We start from the raw sequence: 17,514 nt of genomic DNA on the forward strand, positions 1-17,514 counted from the left end.
GCCGCACCCCGCAGCCGGGTCAGACCTTGCGGTAGCCGTACGCCTCCGTCGCCGCGGACTCCACCGCGTCCAGACCGGCGCCGGTGGCGGCGGTGACCACCGCGGCCACCGCGCCCTCGAGGAACGGCGCGTCCACGAGCCGCGCGCCGTCGGGCAGTTCGTCGCCCTCGGCGAGCAGCGCCTTCACGGTGAGCACAGCACTGCCGAGGTCGGTGAGCAGCGCGACCCCGGCGCCCCGGTCGACCGACGCCGCCGCGGCGGAGATCAACTCGGCGCTGGTGCCCAGCCCGCCGCCCTCGGTGCCGCCCGCCGACGCCACGGGCACCGCCGCGGCCCCGCCCGCCAGGCCCTTCGCCAGCTCCGCGACCGATGCGGCCACCTCCGCACTGTGCGAGACCAGTACGATCCCGACCAGCTTCTCGTCACTCACCGTCAGCCCTCCGCGGCTTCTTCCAGCGCGGCGATCAGCAGCGCCGACGAGGTCGCGCCCGGATCCTGGTGACCGATGCTGCGCTCGCCGAGATAACTCGCCCGGCCCTTGCGGGCCTGCAGCGGGGTGGTGGCCGCCGCGCCCTCCTCGGCGGCGGACCGCGCGGCGGTGAATCCGTCAGCGAGCGCGTCCACCGCCGGCATCAGCGCATCGATCATGGTCTTGTCGCCGGGTGCCGCCCCACCGAGCGCCATCACCCCGTCCACGCCGGCCCGCAGCGCCTCGGCCAGCTGCTCCTCACTGACCTCGGCGGTGTCGCCGAGCGCCTTGCCGGTCCGGCGCAGCAGGGTGCCGTACAGCGGCCCCGACGCGCCGCCGACCGTGGAGATGAGCTGCCGCCCGGCGAGGGTCAGCACGCCCCCCGGGGTGTCCGGCGCCTCCTTGTCCAGGGCGGTCCGCACCGCCGTGAAACCGCGCTGAAGGTTGCTGCCGTGATCGGCGTCCCCGATGGCCGAGTCGAGGGCCGTGAGCCGGTCCGCCTCGCGGTCGACGGACGCGGCGGTCGCCGTCATCCAACGGCGGAAGAAGCTGGCGTCGAGCACTGGATCTCCTTGCGTGACAGGGGTGATGACCGGCGTGGTGCGGGAGTTGGTCGCCTCGTCCGCCGTATCACATCCCCCAGCGCAGCGCCGGGGTCCTCACCGGCGCGTCCCACAACCGCAGCAGCTCCTCGTCGGCCTGACAGAGCGTCACCGAGGCGCCCGCCATGTCCAGCGACGTGACGTAGTTGCCGACGAGCGTGCGGGCCACGGCGACGCCGCGCTCGCGAAGCACCCGCTCCACCTCGGCGTTGAAGCCGAACAGCTCCAGCAGCGGGGTGGCGCCCATGCCGTTGACCAGCAGCAGCACGGGGCTGCGCGGGGGCATGTCCTCCAGGATGGCGTTCACCGCGAAGTCAGCGATCTCCCCGGAGGTCATCATCGGCCGCCGCTCCCGGCCCGGCTCGCCATGGATGCCGATGCCCAACTCCAGCTCGCCGTCCGGCAGATCGAAGGTCGGGCTGCCCTTCGCCGGGGTCGTACAGGCGCTGAGCGCCACGCCGAAGCTGCGGGAGTTCTCGTTGACCTGCCGGCCGATCGCCTCCACCCGCTCCAGCGGCTGTCCTTCGGCCGCGGCGGCGCCCGCGATCTTCTCCACGAACAGGGTCGCGCCGGTGCCGCGCCGGCCGGCGGTGTAGAGGCTGTCCGTGACGGCCACGTCGTCGTTGACGAGCACCTTGGCGACCTGGATGCCCTCGTCCTCGGCGAGTTCGGCCGCCATGTCGAAGTTCAGCACGTCACCGGTGTAGTTCTTCACGACGAACAGCACCCCGGCGCCGCTGTCCACGGCGGCCGCGGCACGCGCCATCTGATCCGGCACCGGAGAGGTGAACACCTCTCCGGGACAGGCGGCGGAGAGCATGCCGGGGCCGACGAACCCGCCGTGCAGCGGCTCGTGCCCCGACCCACCGCCGGACACGAGCCCGACCTGCCCGGCCACCGGAGCGTCCCGGCGGACGATCACCCGGTTCTCCACGTCCACGTTCAGGTCCGGATACGCCGCCGCCATCCCGCGCAGCGCGTCCGCCACGACGGTCTCCGGCACGTTGATCAGCATCCTCATCGGTATCTCCTAGTGCGCCTTGCGGGAGCTGGGTGGAGTACGGAGCTAATGGCAGTATCGGCCCTGCACCAGGCGAGGTCACGCGCAAGCGCCCACCGTCACGGACCGCGAGCCCCACGGCCCGCATCGTGAGCGGGGCACCGGCGGCGCAGGCCCGAGGGTGCCGGTCCGCAACGTGTCCGCCTCCCTGGCGCCTTGTTCGTCGCGACGGCGGCCGTCCCCCCGGGCGCGGGCCCGCATCGGCTCGGCCGTCCGGGGAACCCGGGCGTCCGGGGGCGGAAGCCGCCGGTGGGCGCAGGAGGTGCCGTTGCCGTGGACGAATGGGAGATGTGGGAGATGCACGACGAGGTACGGCTGTCGCCGCGGGAGCGGCTGGTGCTGCTGCGGATCGCGACCGACCTGCGGCAGGACCGCCGGTTCGCGCGCCGCATGGGCGACGGGGGCCGGGGAGGCTGGCTGCCCGCGGCCGTACTGCTGCTGGGCACCGCCTCGGCGTTCGTGGCCGTCATGGGCATCCGCACCTCGGACCCCGCACTGCTGTGCTGCTTCGCCCTCCTGTGGCCCCTGACCCTCTTCCAGGCCTTCCGCCTCCTGTGCCGCCTGGCCCGCCGCCGGCCCCGCGCGGGGGAGAGGGTACGGGAGTGGCTCTGAGCCCCGGGGCCCCGGCGAGCCCCGCGGCCCCGGCGCGGGGGCCGAAGCCCCCCACCTGAACCCGGCAGCCCTTCACCCGAAACCGGGACGGCCACCCGCATGCCGTGGCAGCGGGTGGCCGTCGCCGGGCTCTCAGCGCTCCTTCCCCCGCCCCGTCAGCGCGTCGCGCATACGGTCGACCAGGCCGGTGCCCGGGGCCAGGAGTTTGTTGGCCGGGGGCGTGTCCGGTGCGGACGGGTGCGGGCGGGTGGGGGCCATCTTCTTCGCCCGGCGCACCTTGTCGCCCAGGTCCATCAGCGCGTCGGCGGGGCAGGCGGCCTCCAGCCGCGGGAAGAGGTTCTGCTCCTCGTCCGTCACATGGGACCGGATCTCGCTCATCAACTGCGCCATCAGCGTGTCGAACCGGGGGTCGTCCGCCTGCAGACCCTCCAGGTCCTTCATGATCTGTTCGGCCTTGGCGTGATCCTCGAGTTCCTTGTCGGCCAGGGCGTCTCCACCGGTGATGTGCTCGCGCACCGCCGGGTAGAGATAGGCCTCCTCCGCAACCGAGTGGCGCACCAGCTCGATCGTGGCCTGGTCGGCGAGGTTCTTGCGGTCCTTGGAGCCGGGCGGCAGCGCCTCGATACGGCCGAAGAACTCCTCGACCTCGCGGTGGTCGGTCGTCAGCTCCTGGATGACGTTTCCGCCGTGACCCATGTCGTTACCTCCTGCGAGACATCGCGGCGGCCCATGCCGGCCTGCCGTCGACGCGCCGAGTGCCCCGCCCACGCCCCGCTACACGGCCGGCCCCGGCCGCCGAAGTGGACGCCTGGCGCTCGGTGAGCGCGTCCCCGGCACACCGCCCCGGAGCCGCGACACCGCCCCGGAGCCGCGATATCGCCCCGGACTCGCGATACCGCCCCGGACTCGCGATACCGCCCCGGAGTCGCGCGAGTGTCCGGCCTTTCGGACAATGAGGATCCAACGTGTGAAACCAACTGGCAGGGGCACACAGCTGCCAGTGCCGTCCAGCCAGCGGCGGTCGAGCAGGGCCGGTCCTCCGGACCAGCGGGACCTGTGCCCTGTCCTGTCTCTCCCCGTACTTCCCGCAGCGGGCCGACGAGGTCGGTCCGGCGACGCCGCACGCGCCGAACGCCCAGGCAGGGCGGTCCACAGCCCGGCCGAAGGCGTTCCCCGGGGCGCGACGACATGGACGAAGGAATGGCCCCCATGACTGGTGACACACCGCTTTCCTGGCGGCGCGCCCTCGTGACCGGCGGCGCCGGCTTCCTCGGCTCGCATCTGTGCGAGACCCTGCTGGATTCGGGTGCCGAAGTCGACTGCGCCGACAACCTCGCCTGCGGGCGGCGCCAGAACATCGCCCAGTTCGAGGACCGGCCCGGATTCCGGTACGTGCACTGCGACGTCTCCGCACCCGACTGCGCGGAGCGGCTGCCGGGGCCGTACGACCTGGTGCTGCACTTCGCCTGCCCGGCCTCGCCCGCCGACTACCTGCGGCTGCCGCTGGAGACGCTGGACGTGGGCAGCCTCGGCACCCGCAACGCGCTCACGATCGCCGAGCGCGACGGCGCGCGCTTCCTGCTCGCCTCCACCTCGGAGGTCTACGGCGATCCGCTGGTGCACCCGCAGCACGAGGGCTACTGGGGCAACGTGAACCCCGTCGGGCCGCGCAGCGTGTACGACGAGTCCAAACGGTTCGCCGAGGCCCTGGTCACCGCGCATGCCGGCAGCAAGGACACGAACGCCGGGATCGTGCGGCTGTTCAACACCTACGGGCCGCGCATGCGGGCGCACGACGGCCGCGCGGTGCCCACCTTCATCTGCCAGGCCCTGGCCGGGGAGCCGGTCACCGTGACCGGCGACGGCAGCCAGACCCGCTCGCTGTGCTACGTGGACGACACCGTCGACGGCATCCTCCGGGTCGCCGCGAGCCGGTCCGTGCGGCCGGTGAACATCGGCGGCAGCGACGAGATCACCGTCGCCGACCTGGCCCGCCGGGTGGTCGCCCTCACCGGCTCCCGCTCACCGATCGCGTTCGTCGACCGGCCCGTCGACGACCCGGGCCGGCGCCGCCCCGACACCACCCTCGCGCACGAGCTGCTCGGCTGGTCGCCGCAGGTGCCCTGGGAGGAGGGCCTGAAGCAGACCATCGCCTACTTCGCCGCACAGCCCCCCGAACCGGTCCGGGAGCAGGACCCGGCACCGCAGCCCTGACCCCCGCCCGCCCGCCGCACTGGAGCCAGCGCATGCACGTCCTCGGTATCAACGCACTCTTCCACGATCCCGCCGCCGCCCTGATCACCGACGGCAAGGTCGTGGCGGCGGCGGAGGAGGAACGGTTCTCGCGCCGCAAGCACGGCAAGCGGCCCGTCCCCTTCTCCGCCTGGGAGCTGCCGGAGCGGTCGGCCCGCTGGTGTCTCGAACGCGCCGGCCTCACGCCGTCCGACCTGGACGCCGTCGCCTACTCCTACGACCCCGCGCTCGCCCGCCCCGCCGAGCGGATGGGCCTCGACGACCCCTGGGACCACCTGCGCCAGGAGTACGCCCGCAAGGCCCCGGACTTCCTCGCCGAGACCCTGCCCGGACTCGACCCCGCCAAGGTGAGGTTCGTCCCGCACCACGTGGCCCACGCCGCCTCCGCCGGACCCGTCTCGCCCTACCCGGACTGCGCCGTCCTCGTCCTGGACGGCCGCGGAGAATGCGGCTCCCACCTGGCCGGCCGCTACACCAACCGCGAACTGACGGTGCTCGGCACCCAGCAACTGCCCGACTCCCTCGGCCTGTTCTACGAGGACCTCACCCAGCACCTCGGTTTCCTGCGCAGCAGCGACGAGTTCAAGGTGATGGCCCTCGCCTCCTACGGCACCCCGCGCTTCGCCGGCCGGCTGCGGGAGTACGTCCAGGCCGACGGGCAGGGCGGGTTCCGCGCCCGGCCCGTCCCCTGGGCCGACCTCGTCCCGTCCCGCCCGGCCGGTGGAGCCTGGAGCCAGGACCACGCCGACCTCGCCGCCAGCGCCCAGCTCTGCCTGGAGGAGGCCATGGTCTCCCTCGCCCGGTGGCTGCGCGAGCGCACCGGCGAGGACGCGCTCACCATGGCCGGCGGTGTCGCCCTCAACTGCGTCGCCAACACCCGGCTGTGGCGCGAGAGCGGCTTCACACACGTGTGGGTGCAGCCCGCCGCCGGAGACGCCGGTACGGCCCTGGGCGCGGCGGCGCACGTCGCCGGGCAGAAGGACACCCTGGAGCCGATGCCGACCGCCGCGCTCGGCCGGGACTGGACCGGCGCCGAGCTGCGCGCGTGGCTGGAGCGGGCGGCCGTACCGTACGAGGAGCCCGCCGACATCGCCGAGACAGCCGCCGAGGCGCTGGCCGCCGACGGGATCGTCGCCTGGTTCCAGGGGCGCAGCGAGTACGGGCCGCGCGCCCTCGGGCACCGCTCGCTGCTCGCCCACCCCGGCAGCGCGGCGAACCTGGAGCGGCTCAACGCGGTCAAGGGACGTGAGGAGTTCCGGCCGGTCGCGCCCATGGTGCTCGCGGAACGGGCCGCCGAGATCTTCGACGGGCCGCTGCCCAGCCCGCACATGCTGTTCGTGCACGACGTGGCCGCCGACTGGAAGGCCCGCATCCCGGCCGTGGTCCACGTCGACGGCACGGCCCGCATCCAGACCGTCGACCGCGCCCAGGAGCCCCTGGTCGCCCGGATGATCGACGGCTTCGAGCGGCGCACCGGGCTGCCGGTGGTGGTCAACACCAGCCTGAACACCGCGGGCAGGCCCATGGTCGACGACCCGCGCGACGCCCTGGAGTGCTTCGGCTCGGCACCGGTGGACCTGCTGGTGCTCGGGCCGTTCGCGATCCGCCGCGGGAAGGCGTTCGCATGACCGGCGAGCCCGTCTACACCGTCGTCGTGCCGACGATCGGCCGGCCCTGCCTCGCCGAGTGCCTGCGCGCGCTCGCCGAGGCCCCGGGGCTGCCGCCGCACGAGGTGGTCGTGGTGGACGACCGGACCGCACCCGACGACGAGCTGCCGCTGCGGGCAGCCGGGCCGCTGCTCGGCCGGGTGCGGATCCTGCGCACCGGCGGCAAGGGCCCGGCCGCGGCCCGCAACGCGGGCTGGCGTACCGTCGAGACCCCCTGGACGGTCTTCCTCGACGACGACGTCCAGGTGCTGCCCGACTGGTCCCGGCTGCTCGCCGAGGACCTCCGGGAGGCCGGCGAGGAGATCGGCGGCATCCAGGGACAGCTGCGTGTCCCGCTGCCCCAGGACCGCAGGCCCACGGACTGGGAGCGCAACACCAAGGGCCTGGAGAACGCCGCCTGGGCCACCGCCGACATGGCCTACCGCACCGACGCGCTCGCCCGGGTCGGCGGCTTCGACGAACGTTTCCCGCGGGCCTTCCGCGAGGACGCCGACCTCGCCCTCCGGGTGCAGCGGGCCGGCTGGTCGCTGGTCCGGGGCAGGCGGATCACCCGGCACCCGGTCCGCCCGGCGCACTGGTGGGCCTCGCTGCCCGCGCAGCGCGGCAACGCCGACGACGCGTTGATGAACCGGCTGCACGGCAGCGACTGGTGGGACCGCGCCCTGGCGCCCCGCGGCCGACTGCCCCGCCACCTGGCCGTGACCGGTGCCGCCCTCGCCGCGGCCACCTGCGCACTGGCCGGCCGCCGCAGGGCCGCCACCGCCTGCGCGGCCCTGTGGACGCTCGGCACGGCCGAGTTCGCCCTCGCCCGCATCCTGCCCGGCCCCCGTACCGCCCGTGAGATCGCCGGGATGCTCGGCACCAGCGTGCTCATCCCGCCGCTCGCCGTACGGCACTGGCTGCGCGGAGTCGTCCGGCACCGGCACGCACAACCGCTGGGAGGCACCGGGTGAATCCTGTCGCCGCCGTCCTGTTCGACCGTGACGGCACCCTCGTGGAGGACGTGCCCTACAACGCCGACCCCGACCGCGTCCGGCTGCTGCCCGGCGCCGCGGCGGCCGTCGAACTCGCACGCTCCCACGGCCTCGCCACCGGTGTCGTCAGCAACCAGTCCGGCATCGGACGGGGACTGCTCACCACCGAGGACGTGCGCCGCGTCAACGAGCGTGCCGACGCCCTGCTGGGAGGCCTGGACACCTGGGAGTTCTGCCCGCACAGCCCGGACGCCGGCTGCGCCTGCCGCAAGCCACTGCCCGGCCTGGTCCTCGCGGCCGCCGCACACCTCGGCGTCCCGCCCGCCCAGTGCCTGGTGATCGGCGACATCGCCGCCGACGTACTGGCGGCACACGCGGCAGGCGCCCACGGCCTGCTCGTCCCCAACGCGGCCACGGCCCCGGCGGAGGCCGCCCGCTTCGCCGCGCAGAGCGCCCCCGACGTGCTCACGGCGCTCCGCACCGCCCTCGCGACGCCAGGGCTGCGGTCGTCTTCGCAGGACGCGGCCGGTCCTGACCGGATGCGGTCGCTTGGGCGGGAGGCGGCGGCTGCGGCCGGGGCACGGCCGTCTGGGCAGTCCGCGCCGACCTGTGACGGCGCTCGGTGGTCTTCGGGGGGCGCGGTGGATCCTGACGGACCGTGGTCGTCTTCGCCGGAGGTGCCGGGCGCGGCCGGGCTCTGGCCGTCCCGGTCGGACGCGAGGCCTCCGGAAGCAGGGGGGCCGACCCCCTGGAACGCGTCGGCACCTGACCGGACGCGGTTGTCCGAGCGGGACGCGGCTGTGCCGGGCCGGGGGTGGCCGGCCGGGCCGGGCACGGTGGCTCCCGTAAGGAGGCGGTCGCGGTGAAGACCCTTGTCGTCCGGCTCGACAGCTTCGGCGACGTGCTGCTCGCCGGGCCGGCCGTGCGTGCCGTCGCCGCTCACAGCACGCACGTCACCCTGCTGTGCGGTCCGCGCGGCGCCGAAGCCGCCCGGCTGCTGCCCGGGGTCGACGAGGTGCTGGTGTGGGAGGCGCCCTGGGAGGGGTTCGATCCGCCGGACGTGAGCCGGAAGGACATCGAGGACCTGATCGGCCGGCTGCGCGCCGGAGCCTTCGGCGCCGCTCTCGTCCTCACCTCCTTCCACCAGAGCCCCCTGCCCACGGCGCTGCTGCTGAAGCTGGCCGGCGTCCGCAGGATCGGCGCCGACAGCGTCGACCACCCCGGGCGGCTGCTCGACGTACGGCACCGGCGGCTGCCGGGCCGCCACGAGGCGCAGGCCGCGCTCGACACCGCCGCCGCCCTGGGCTTCCCTCCGCCTCCCGGCGACGACGGACGGCTGCGCGTGCTGCCGCCGCCGGACACCAGCAACCTGACCGGCAACGGCCCGTACGTCGTCCTGCACCCCGGCGCCAGCGCCCCCGCCCGCGCCTGGAACCCGCGGCGCTGCGCGGAAGCCGTCGCCCTGCTCACCGACGCCGGGCACCGCGTGGTCGTCACCGGCGGCCCGCACGAGTGCGCGCTCACCCGGCGCGTGAGCGCGGACCAGGCCGTGGACCTGGGCGGCCGGACCTCCCCCCGGGTCCTCGCCGGGGTGCTGCGCATGGCCGACGTCGTGATCAGCGCCAACACCGGTCCCGCCCACCTCGCAGCAGCCGTCGGCACCCCGGTCGTGTCGCTGTTCGCGCCGGTGGTCCCGGCCGAGCGCTGGGCGCCGTACGGCGTCCCCACGATCCTCCTCGGCGACCAGTCGGCGCCGTGCGCGAACACCAGGGCGCTGACCTGCCCGGTGCCCGGGCACCCCTGCCTGGACGAGGTCACCGGCCAGGACGTGCTGCGCGCGGTGCACAAGCTCATCCAGGAGCGGCAGTCATGAACATCCTCGTCTGGCACGTCCACGGATCGTGGCTCACCACCTTCGTGCAGGGCCCGCACACCTACCTGGTCCCGGTCACCGGCGACCGCGGTCCCGACGGACTCGGCCGCGCCGTCACCTGGGACTGGCCCGCAACCGTCCTGGAGCGCACCCCGAAGCAGCTGTGGGACTGCGACATCGACCTGATGGTGCTGCAACGGCCGCACGAACTGGACCTGGCCCTGCGCTGGACCGGCCGCCGGCCCGGCGTGGACGTGCCTGCCGTGTACGTCGAGCACAACAGCCCCGACGAGTCCCCCGAGCGGCAACCGCACCCACTGGCCGGCCAGTCGGGGATCCCGATCGTGCACGTCACCCACTTCAACCGGCTCATGTGGGACAACGGCCAGGCCCCGACGGAGGTCGTCGAGCACGGCATCATCGACCCCGGCCACCGCTTCACGGGCACCGAGCGGCGCGCGGCCGTCGTGGTCAACGAGCCCGTGCGCAGGGGCCGTACGACCGGCACCGACCTGCTGCCCCGCCTCGCCCGGTCCGTGCCCCTGGACGTCTTCGGCATGCGCACCGAGGGGCTCGCCGCACACCTCGGCCTGCCTCCCGGCCGCTGCCGCGCCCGCGATCTGCCCCAGCACGAGCTGCACCGCGAGATGGCCCGCTGCCGGCTCTATCTGCACCCCGTGCGCTGGACCTCGCTCGGACTGTCGCTGCTGGAGGCGATGTTCCTGGGCATGCCGGTGGTCGCCCTCGACACCACAGAGGTACGGGAGGCGGTCCCCGACGGCGCCGGGGTGGTCTCGAACCGCCTCGACGTACTGGAGGACGCCGTACGGGCCTTCCTCGCCGACCCGGAGCTCGCCCGCCGCACCGGCGCGGCGGCCCGGACCGCGGCCCGGTCCCGTTACGGAGAGCGGCGCTTCCTGGACGACTGGGAGCGCCTGATCAAGGAGGTCACCCGATGAGCCGCATTCCGCACACGGCCGGGCGCGTCGCCATGGTCTCCGAGCACGCCAGCCCGCTGGCGGCGCTCGGCGGACCGGACGCCGGCGGACAGAACGTGTACGTGGCGCAGGTCGCGCGGCAGCTCGCCAGGAGGGGCTACCGGGTCACGGTGTACACCCGGCGGGACTCGGCGGGCCTGCCGGACCGGGTGACCCTCATCGACGGGGTGCAGGTGGTGCACGTGCCCGCCGGGCCGCCCGCACCCGTCCCCAAGGACGAACTCCTGCCCCACATGGACGAGTTCGGGGCCTTTCTGGCCCGGCAGTGGTCGCTGAGCCCACCGGACGTGGTGCACTCCCACTTCTGGATGTCGGGCCTGGCCGCCCTCGCCGGCGCCCGGGACCTCGGCATACCCGTCGTGCAGACCTACCACGCGCTGGGCACGGTCAAGCAGCGCTACCAGGGCGCCGCCGACACCAGCCCGCCGCAGCGCCTCGCCATCGAGGAGGCCGTCGGCCACGAGTGCGCCCGGATCATCGCCACCTGCAGCGACGAGGTCGCCGAACTGAAGGCGATGGGCCTGCCGGAGGACCGGATCAGCGTCGTACCCTGCGGCGTCGACCCCGACCAGTTCGCGCCCGCCGCCCGGACCCGCCCGGCCGGCGCCCGCAGGCGGCTGCTGGCCGTCGGCCGGCTGGTGCCCCGCAAGGGCTTCGACCGCGCCATCCGCGCCCTGGCCGGCATCCCCGACGCCGAACTGCTCGTCGCGGGCGGCCCCGAGGCCGATCTGCTCGGCGCCGAACCCGAGGCCCAGCGACTGTCCGCACTCGCCGGCGAGTACGGCGTCAACGACCGCGTCACCCTGCTCGGCGGGATCAGCCGGGCCCGGATGCCCAGGCTGATGGCCGGCGCCGACCTCGTCCTGTCGCTGCCCCGCTACGAGCCGTTCGGCATCGTCCCGCTGGAGGCCATGTCCTGCGCCACGCCGGTCGTCGCCACCGCGGTCGGCGGCCAGCTCGACACGGTCGTGGACGGCACCACGGGGGTGCTGGTTCCGGCCGATGACGACCACGACCTCGGCGCCGTCGTGCGCGGGCTCCTCGCCGACCCCGACCGGCTCGCCCGGTACGGCGCCGCCGGCCGGCAGCGGGTGCTGACCCACTACACCTGGCACCGCGTCGCCGACGGCGTGGCGGGGGTGTACGGCGCCGTGTCCTCGATCCCCTCGCTCTCGGGAGTCGTCCGATGAAGCCCGCAAGCGACACGAAGACCGCAAGCGACACGAAGACCGCCCCCGACACCACGCACTGCGACGACCTCGCCAAGGCCCTGGACGCCTTCCGCGAGTACGGCCCCCTCGTCGAGCAGTGGGGCGGCGAACTCGCCCGCCGCCTGGGCTCCGGGGCCCGGCTGCTCGTCGCCGGCAACGGCGGCAGCGCGGCCCAGGCCCAGCACCTGACGGCCGAACTCGTCGGCCGCTACCGCGACGACCGGCCGCCGTTCTCCGCGATCGCCCTGCACGCCGACACCTCCTCCACGACCGCGATCGCCAACGACTACGGCGTCCAGGAGATCTTCGCCCGGCAGACCGCCGCCCACGGCCGCCCCGGAGACGTGCTCCTGCTGCTGTCCACCAGCGGTGCGAGCGCCAACCTGCTGGCCGCCGCCGAGCGCGCCCACCGCCTCGGCATGACGGTGTGGGCACTCACCGGGCGGGCCCCCAACCCCCTCCAGCTCGGCGCCGACGCATCGCTGTGCGTGGACGCGCCGGTGACCGCAACGGTGCAGGAACTCCACCTGGTCGCCGTGCACATGCTCTGCGAGGCCTTCGACCGGGCGGTCGAGAGCGGCGAGGCGGACCGCCCCGAACGCGGCGGCGCGGACGGCAGGCCGGGCGTCGTCGGCCGGCTCGTCGGCCGTGCCCGCACCGTCGGCCGGTCCGTGGACGGTGGGCCCGTGGCCCCCAGGAAGGGACAGGCATGAACAGCTCCCGCACCCGCCTGCTCGTCGTGGGCGACGCGCTGCTCGACCACGACCTGTGCGGCCGGGCCGAGCGGCTGGCCCCGGACGCCCCCGTGCCGGTCGTGCACGACACCCGGCGCAGCTCCCGCCCGGGCGGCGCGGCGCTCGCCGCCTGCCTCGCGGCCGCCGACGGCCGCCCGGTCACCCTCGTCACCGCACTCGGCGACGACCCCGCCAGCGACGCCCTGCGCGACCTGCTGGCCGGCCGCGTCGACGTGGTCGAGGTGCCGCTGGACGGCACCCTCAGCAGCAAGACCCGGGTCATGGCCGGAGACCGGCCGCTGCTGCGCCTGGACGACGGCGACGGACGCGCCCGCGCCGCGACGGAGGCCGCCGAGGCCGCCGTGACCGGAGCCGACGGCGTCCTGGTCGCCGACTACGGCCGGGGCACCGCCGACGTCCTGCGGGCGGCCCTGACCACCGCCGCCACCCGCACGCCCGTGGTCTGGGACCCCCATGTACGCGGCCGGCCCCCGGTCCCCGGCGTCCGCCTGGCAACGCCCTCCGCACAGGAGGCCCGCGCCTTCGCCCGCAGGCTGGACGACGCCGACGGTGCGGGCGACGAGGCCGGACTGCGCACCGCCGCCCGGGACGCCCGCACCCTGGTCAGGGCCTGGCAGGCGCAGGCCGTCGCGGTGACCCTGGGCGAGCGCGGCGCGTTGCTCTCGCACGGCGAGACACCGCTGCTGGTACCGACCCCGGCCGCCGCGGCGGGCGACCCGTGCGGCGCCGGCGACCGGTTCGCCGCTGCGGCCGCGGAGCTGCTCGCCGACGGCGCGCTCACCGAGGCCGCCGTCCAGGCCGCCGTCCACGCCGCGACCCGCTACGTCACCGAGGGCGGCGCCCGCGCGGTCGCCGCCGCTGACCGGGCGGACGGCCCCGAGGCGGCCCCGGCCTCCGGAGACACCACCGCGGACGCCGTGCGCACGGCCGCCCGGGTCCGGACCGCGGGCGGCACCGTCGTCGCCGCCGGCGGCTGCTTCGACCTGCTGCACGCCGGTCACGTCGCCCTGCTCCAGGCCGCCCGGCGGGCCGGTGACTGCCTGATCGTCTGCATGAACTCCGACGACTCGGTGCGCCGCCGCAAGGGCGCCGGGCGCCCCCTCGTGCCGGCCGCCGACCGGGTCAGGGTGCTGCGCGCCCTGGAGTGCGTGGACGCGGTCGCCGTGTTCGACGAGGACACGCCCGAACGCGTCCTCGGCGACCTGCGCCCGCACATCTGGGCCAAGGGCGGCGACTACGCCCGCACCGAACTGCCCGAACAGCCCCTGGTGGAGAGCTGGGGCGGTCAGGTCCTGCTGCTGCCCTACCTGGACGGCCGCTCCACCACCGGCCTGGCCCGCCGCGCCGCCCAGTCCCCGGCCCCCACGGGAGGCCCCACCAGGTGACCCCCGACCCCGCCGCACGGCAGCGCAAGGGCGTGCGCGGTGCCCGGCGGACCGGGTTCGGCACTCGGCGCCCCTCGCACGGCAGGCCCCGCACTCCACCGGCCCCGCTCCGCGCCTGCCCCCTCTGCCCGTCACGGCAGCTGCACCCCTTGGGAGGACCCACTCGGTGACCCGCACACCCTCGTACCACCCCCCGGCCGTCCTGGTGCTGCGTGCGCTGGGACTCGGTGATCTGCTGGCCGGTGTGCCCGCGCTGCGCGGCATCCGGCGGGCCTTTCCCGGCCACCGGATCGTCCTCGCCCTGCCGCCGGGCCTCGCCGAACCGGCGCTGGCCACCGGGGCGATCGACGCCGTGTTCCCGGCCGAGGCCCCGGGGCGGGCGGTGCCGTCCCTCACCCACTGGACCGGCCCGCCGCCCGACGTGGCGATCGACCTGCACGGCAACGGCCCCGAGAGCCGCGACGCCCTCGCGGCCGTACGGCCCCGCAGGCTGCTCGCCCACGCCGGTGCGGACGGCCCGCGCTGGCAGGCCCATGCCCACGAGCGGGACCGCTGGTGCGCCTTCCTGCAGGCCTACGGCATCCCGGCCGACCCCCTGGACCTGCGCCTGCCCCGGCCAGGGACGCGGTCCCCGGCGCCGGGCGCGGTGGTCGTGCACCCCGGCGCGGCCTCCGGCTCGCGCCGCTGGCCGGGGGAGCGGTACGCCGCCGTCGTACGGTGCCTGCGCGCGGCCGGACACCACGTCGTACTCACGGGCGGGCCCGGCGAGGACGCCCTGGTGCGTTCGGTCGCCGAGCGCGGTGGACAGCACGCCCGTGACGTGTTCGCCGGGGGGCTGCCGTACGGGGAGCTGTCCGCGCTGGTGGCCGAGGCGTCGCTCGTGCTCAGCGGCGACACCGGCCTGGCGCACCTCGCGGTCGCCCACGGCACCCGTTCCGTCACCCTGTTCGGGCCTGTCTCGCCGCGGCTGTGGGGTCCGCCGCCGAGCCCGAGTCACCTGGCCCTGTGGAGGCCCGGCCCACCCGGCGACCCGCACGGCCGCACTCCCGACGCCCGCCTCCTGGGCATCCGCTCGGGCGAGGTTGCCGCGGCCTGCCTGGCGTTGCTCGGCCCGGGCGGCCGTGGCCCCGGGCAGCCCGGACCGGAGGCGGCACATGCCCACTGAGCCCGCCACCGGCCGCACCCGCAGGGGCACCGCGGTGCGGGACCCGCGGATCACCGTCGCCGTCATCACCCGCGACCGCACCGCCAGCCTGCTGCGCACGCTCGACGCACTGGCCGAGCTGCCCGAGCGGCCGCCGGTCATCGTCGTCGACAACTCCCGTGACGACACCACCCGCAGGGCCGTGCGCGGTCACCCGGCGCTCACCCGCCTGCTGCGGCCCGCCGCCAACACCGGGGCCGTCGGCCGCAACCTGGCCGTCCGGCACGCCCGCACCCCCTATGTCGCCTTCAGCGACGACGACTCCTGGTGGGAGCCGGGCAGCCTCGGCCGCGCCGCCGACCTGCTCGACTCCCACCCCCGGCTCGGACTGCTCGCCGCCCGCACCCTGGTCGGCGAGCAGTCCGCCGAGGACCCCCTCAACGCCGTCCTCGCCGACTCGCCCCTGCCCCTGGAGCCCGACCTGCCCGGCCGCCCGGTGCTCGGCTTCCTCGGCTGCGCCTGTGTGGTACGCAGAGAGGCCTTCCTCGCCGCCGGCGGCTTCCACCCGCTGCTCTTCTTCGGCGGCGAGGAGACCCTGCTGGCCTACGACCTTGCCGCCAAGGGCTGGGGCGTCGCCTACGAACCCGCGCTGCGCGCCCACCACCACCCCGAGGACCACGGCCGCACCGGCCGCCCCTTCCTCGTGCGGCGCAACCACGTGCTGACCACCTGCCTGCGCCGCCCCTGGCCCGTGGCCCTGCGGGCCGGCACCGACCTCGCCCTGGCCGCCGTGGCCGGCCACCCGGGTGCGCGCCGCGCGATGAAGGAGACGCTCGCCCGGTTCCCGGCCGCCCTGGCCCGCCGCCGCACCCTGCCCCCGCACGTCGAACACGCCGCCCGCCTGCTCGACCGGCAGGCGGCCGGACGCCCGCAGGAAGACGCCGCGCGATGACCCGGACCGCCCCCGACGACCGTACGACCGTCGTCGTGATCACCCACAACCGCCGCGACGAACTGCTGCGCACCCTCGCCCTGCTGCACCGCCTGCCCGAGCGCCCCCGCGTGATCGTCACCGACAACGCCTCGACCGACGGCACGGCCGAAGCGATCACCGACGAGTTCCCCGCGGTGAGGCTGCTGTGCCCCGGCCGCAACCTGGGGGCCATCGGCCGCAACCTCGCCGTCCGGCAGGTCCGCACCCCCTACGTCGCCTTCTGCGACGACGACACCTGGTGGGAGCCCGGCAGCCTCGGCCGCGCCGCCGACCTGCTCGACGCCCGGCCGCGGCTCGCCGCCGTCACCGCACGGATCGTCGTGGAACCCGACGGCACCGAGGACCCCGTCGTGGGCGAACTGCGCGACTCCCCGCTGCCCGGACCCGACTGGCTCCCAGGACCCGCCCTCGGTTCCTTCCTCGCCGCGGCCACCGTCCTGCGCACCGAGGCCTTCCGGGCGGGCGGCGGCTTCCACCCCGGCCTGTGGCTCGGCGGCGAGGAGGAACTGCTCGCCTGCGACCTGCTGCGCCAGGGCTGGTGGCTCGCCTACGCCGAGGAACTCACCGTCCACCACCACGCCTCCCGGCTGCGCGACAGCACGGCGCGCCGCGTCCTCGGACTGCGCAACACGCTGTGGTTCACCTGGCTGCGCCGCCCGCTGCTCCCGGCGCTGCGCCGCACCGGACACCTGCTGCGGACCGTGCCCCGGGACGCCGCCTCGGCGCGCGCGTTCGCCCACGCCACCGCCGGACTCCCGTGGGTGCTGCGCCAGCGGGACCCGGTACCGCCGGACCTGGAACGCCGGCTCGCGGCACTGGAGCGGGCTCGCCGCAGTTCACCCGCACGGCGGTATGTCGGCTGAACGGACGAGGTGCGACACGCCCGGGCCGAGTCGTTGCGCGGGGCGCGGGGCGCAGGCACAGTGAACTCCCCGGTCAAGACGCGGCTGGCTGATCCTGATCCTTCCCCACCCAGGAAGGCCGTTCCCCATGGACGACGGTCTGCGCCCCCGCGCCCGGGTCCGCCCCGGCGGCCCGGCCCCGCTGCTCCTGCAGACCGTGCACGAGCACCGGCCCGAGGCCGGCGCGGTCAGCGTCCTGAAGGCCCGGGGCACGATCGACGCCTCCAACGCCGGGGAGTTCTCCGTGGCGCTCGCCGAGCACATCGCCCAGGCCGAACAAGCCGGCGAGCACCCCGTGCTGGACATGACCGAGCTGTATCTCGCGTGCGCGGCCGCGGTGCGGTCCATGGACCGGGCGACCGGGGTCCTCGCCTTCTCCGGCCGCGCCCTGCCCGTCGTACAGCCCCGGCCGCACGTACGGGAGGCGCTGCGCGCCGCGGGGCTGCCCGGCGTGCGGGCCCACGCCACGATGACCTCCGCCCTGAGCTCCCTGCAGGAACCCCTTCAGGCCGCCCGGCGCACCAGCCCGCTGCCCGGCGGTACCGATTGCTGAGAAGAGCTGCCGGTACGCCGTCCGGCGCGGTGCATGGCGCGATCGCGGGTCGGGCACCTACC

At 75.5% G+C, this 17,514-nt stretch carries 18 protein-coding genes; 14 read left to right on the forward strand and 4 right to left on the reverse strand.

Annotated elements, in window-relative coordinates; all coding sequences use genetic code 11:
• Nucleotides 1-19: 19 nt before the first annotated feature.
• The 3 genes from ACZ7HQ_RS17870 to dhaK all read right to left on the reverse strand — a co-directional run bounded on the left by ACZ7HQ_RS17870 (nt 20) and on the right by dhaK (nt 2,092).
• Entirely contained in the window at nt 20-430 is a 411-nt protein-coding gene (locus ACZ7HQ_RS17870; RefSeq protein WP_470990442.1) for a PTS sugar transporter subunit IIA domain-containing protein, read from the reverse strand.
• 2 nt (nt 431-432) lie between these two features.
• A complete protein-coding gene (gene dhaL / locus ACZ7HQ_RS17875) occupies nt 433-1,032 on the reverse strand; it encodes a dihydroxyacetone kinase subunit DhaL (protein ID WP_470990444.1) in 600 nt (199 codons plus the stop codon).
• Nucleotides 1,033-1,099: 67 nt separating this feature from the next.
• The gene (dhaK, locus tag ACZ7HQ_RS17880; RefSeq protein ID WP_470990446.1) at nt 1,100-2,092 is read right to left on the reverse strand and encodes a dihydroxyacetone kinase subunit DhaK; all 993 of its coding nucleotides are present in this window, start codon (nt 2,090-2,092) and stop codon (nt 1,100-1,102) included.
• 312 nt (nt 2,093-2,404) lie between these two features.
• Here dhaK and ACZ7HQ_RS17885 point away from each other — a divergent pair, with 312 nt between their 5' ends.
• The gene (locus ACZ7HQ_RS17885) at nt 2,405-2,743 is read left to right on the forward strand and encodes a DUF3040 domain-containing protein (protein WP_470990448.1); all 339 of its coding nucleotides are present in this window, start codon (nt 2,405-2,407) and stop codon (nt 2,741-2,743) included.
• Nucleotides 2,744-2,875: 132 nt separating this feature from the next.
• Here ACZ7HQ_RS17885 and ACZ7HQ_RS17890 read toward each other — a convergent pair whose 3' ends face one another.
• Nucleotides 2,876-3,439, reverse strand: coding sequence for a hemerythrin domain-containing protein (locus ACZ7HQ_RS17890; protein ID WP_470990450.1), 564 nt, complete (start codon nt 3,437-3,439; stop codon nt 2,876-2,878).
• Between the two features lie 513 nt (nt 3,440-3,952).
• On the opposite strand from ACZ7HQ_RS17890, the gene ACZ7HQ_RS17895 reads away from it, so the two are divergent.
• The 13 genes from ACZ7HQ_RS17895 (at nt 3,953) to ACZ7HQ_RS17955 (ending at nt 17,452) form a co-directional block, all read left to right on the forward strand.
• Entirely contained in the window at nt 3,953-4,957 is a 1,005-nt protein-coding gene (locus ACZ7HQ_RS17895) for an NAD-dependent epimerase/dehydratase family protein (protein ID WP_470990452.1), read from the forward strand.
• Nucleotides 4,958-4,989: 32 nt separating this feature from the next.
• Nucleotides 4,990-6,624: a carbamoyltransferase family protein gene (locus ACZ7HQ_RS17900; protein ID WP_470990454.1), complete on the forward strand. Its 1,635-nt coding sequence runs from the start codon at nt 4,990-4,992 to the stop codon at nt 6,622-6,624.
• Nucleotides 6,621-7,616 carry a glycosyltransferase family 2 protein gene (locus ACZ7HQ_RS17905; protein ID WP_470990457.1) on the forward strand — a complete coding sequence of 332 codons (996 nt, stop codon included), beginning with the start codon at nt 6,621-6,623 and terminating at the stop codon, nt 7,614-7,616. Before ACZ7HQ_RS17900 ends, ACZ7HQ_RS17905 begins: the two co-directional genes overlap by 4 nt.
• Nucleotides 7,613-8,503 carry a D-glycero-alpha-D-manno-heptose-1,7-bisphosphate 7-phosphatase gene (locus ACZ7HQ_RS17910; protein ID WP_470990459.1) on the forward strand — a complete coding sequence of 297 codons (891 nt, stop codon included), beginning with the start codon at nt 7,613-7,615 and terminating at the stop codon, nt 8,501-8,503. Before ACZ7HQ_RS17905 ends, ACZ7HQ_RS17910 begins: the two co-directional genes overlap by 4 nt.
• Entirely contained in the window at nt 8,500-9,510 is a 1,011-nt protein-coding gene (locus tag ACZ7HQ_RS17915) for a glycosyltransferase family 9 protein (protein ID WP_470990461.1), read from the forward strand. The genes ACZ7HQ_RS17910 and ACZ7HQ_RS17915 overlap by 4 nt, the downstream gene beginning before the upstream one ends.
• Nucleotides 9,507-10,469, forward strand: coding sequence for a glycosyltransferase (locus ACZ7HQ_RS17920; RefSeq protein ID WP_470990463.1), 963 nt, complete (start codon nt 9,507-9,509; stop codon nt 10,467-10,469). Before ACZ7HQ_RS17915 ends, ACZ7HQ_RS17920 begins: the two co-directional genes overlap by 4 nt.
• The gene (locus tag ACZ7HQ_RS17925; protein WP_470990465.1) at nt 10,466-11,698 is read left to right on the forward strand and encodes a glycosyltransferase; all 1,233 of its coding nucleotides are present in this window, start codon (nt 10,466-10,468) and stop codon (nt 11,696-11,698) included. Before ACZ7HQ_RS17920 ends, ACZ7HQ_RS17925 begins: the two co-directional genes overlap by 4 nt.
• Nucleotides 11,695-12,432: a D-sedoheptulose-7-phosphate isomerase gene (locus ACZ7HQ_RS17930; RefSeq protein WP_470990467.1), complete on the forward strand. Its 738-nt coding sequence runs from the start codon at nt 11,695-11,697 to the stop codon at nt 12,430-12,432. Before ACZ7HQ_RS17925 ends, ACZ7HQ_RS17930 begins: the two co-directional genes overlap by 4 nt.
• Nucleotides 12,429-13,859, forward strand: coding sequence for a PfkB family carbohydrate kinase (locus ACZ7HQ_RS17935; RefSeq protein WP_470990469.1), 1,431 nt, complete (start codon nt 12,429-12,431; stop codon nt 13,857-13,859). Before ACZ7HQ_RS17930 ends, ACZ7HQ_RS17935 begins: the two co-directional genes overlap by 4 nt.
• Nucleotides 13,860-14,025: 166 nt before the next feature.
• Nucleotides 14,026-15,024, forward strand: a complete 999-nt coding sequence (locus tag ACZ7HQ_RS17940; protein WP_470990471.1) for a glycosyltransferase family 9 protein — start codon at nt 14,026-14,028, stop codon at nt 15,022-15,024.
• Nucleotides 15,014-15,955 carry a glycosyltransferase family 2 protein gene (locus ACZ7HQ_RS17945; protein ID WP_470990473.1) on the forward strand — a complete coding sequence of 314 codons (942 nt, stop codon included), beginning with the start codon at nt 15,014-15,016 and terminating at the stop codon, nt 15,953-15,955. Before ACZ7HQ_RS17940 ends, ACZ7HQ_RS17945 begins: the two co-directional genes overlap by 11 nt.
• A complete protein-coding gene (locus ACZ7HQ_RS17950) occupies nt 15,952-16,860 on the forward strand; it encodes a glycosyltransferase family 2 protein (RefSeq protein WP_470990475.1) in 909 nt (302 codons plus the stop codon). The genes ACZ7HQ_RS17945 and ACZ7HQ_RS17950 overlap by 4 nt, the downstream gene beginning before the upstream one ends.
• 127 nt (nt 16,861-16,987) lie before the next feature.
• Nucleotides 16,988-17,452 (forward strand): STAS domain-containing protein, encoded by a 465-nt coding sequence (locus ACZ7HQ_RS17955; protein WP_470990477.1) that lies wholly within the window; start codon nt 16,988-16,990, stop codon nt 17,450-17,452.
• Nucleotides 17,453-17,514: the final 62 nt, after the last annotated feature.

This window comes from Streptomyces sp. NPDC037290, assembly GCF_055603245.1.